Source organism: Mesorhizobium sp. M4B.F.Ca.ET.203.01.1.1 (assembly GCF_004791025.1).
In the GTDB taxonomy this organism is placed as follows: Bacteria; Pseudomonadota; Alphaproteobacteria; order Rhizobiales; family Rhizobiaceae; genus Mesorhizobium; species Mesorhizobium abyssinicae.
The window spans coordinates 1-346 of record NZ_SRUO01000146.1; the positions used below are offsets into that span (position 1 = coordinate 1).

The following is a 346-nucleotide window of genomic DNA, read 5'->3' on the forward strand; positions in this document are numbered from 1 at the left end:
GCAACATCCTGTCCGTGCACAAGTACCCGTCCGCCTTGCAGTGTCTCCAGGCGATTGACCGTCCGGACGAGCGTCGACTTTCCCGATCCAGAGGGTCCGCACAGAACAATCACCTCATTCTTTCCAACCCGATCGCTAAAACCAGCCAATGCTGTGAAGTCACCGAAGCGCTTCTGCACCTGGTCAAAAACAATCGCTGCGTCTGACACGAAGTTGTCCGTTGTAGTTGTGCGCGCTTAGAAATCACGCAAATCCAAAATTATCCGGTCCAGTCAGAGTCGCTCCCCGCTTATTCGCGATCAGATTCTCCAAATTCTTCACCAGATAAGAAAGCGAGAAGCAGATC

The 346-nt window shown here is 52.3% G+C and carries 1 protein-coding gene; it reads right to left on the bottom strand.

All coding sequences use genetic code 11. From position 1 onward, the window contains the following. Window positions 1-209: ATP-binding cassette domain-containing protein (locus tag EN846_RS36480; protein ID WP_281036106.1), on the bottom strand; the 209-nt coding region annotated here is incomplete at its 3' end. Window positions 210-346: the final 137 nt, after the last annotated feature.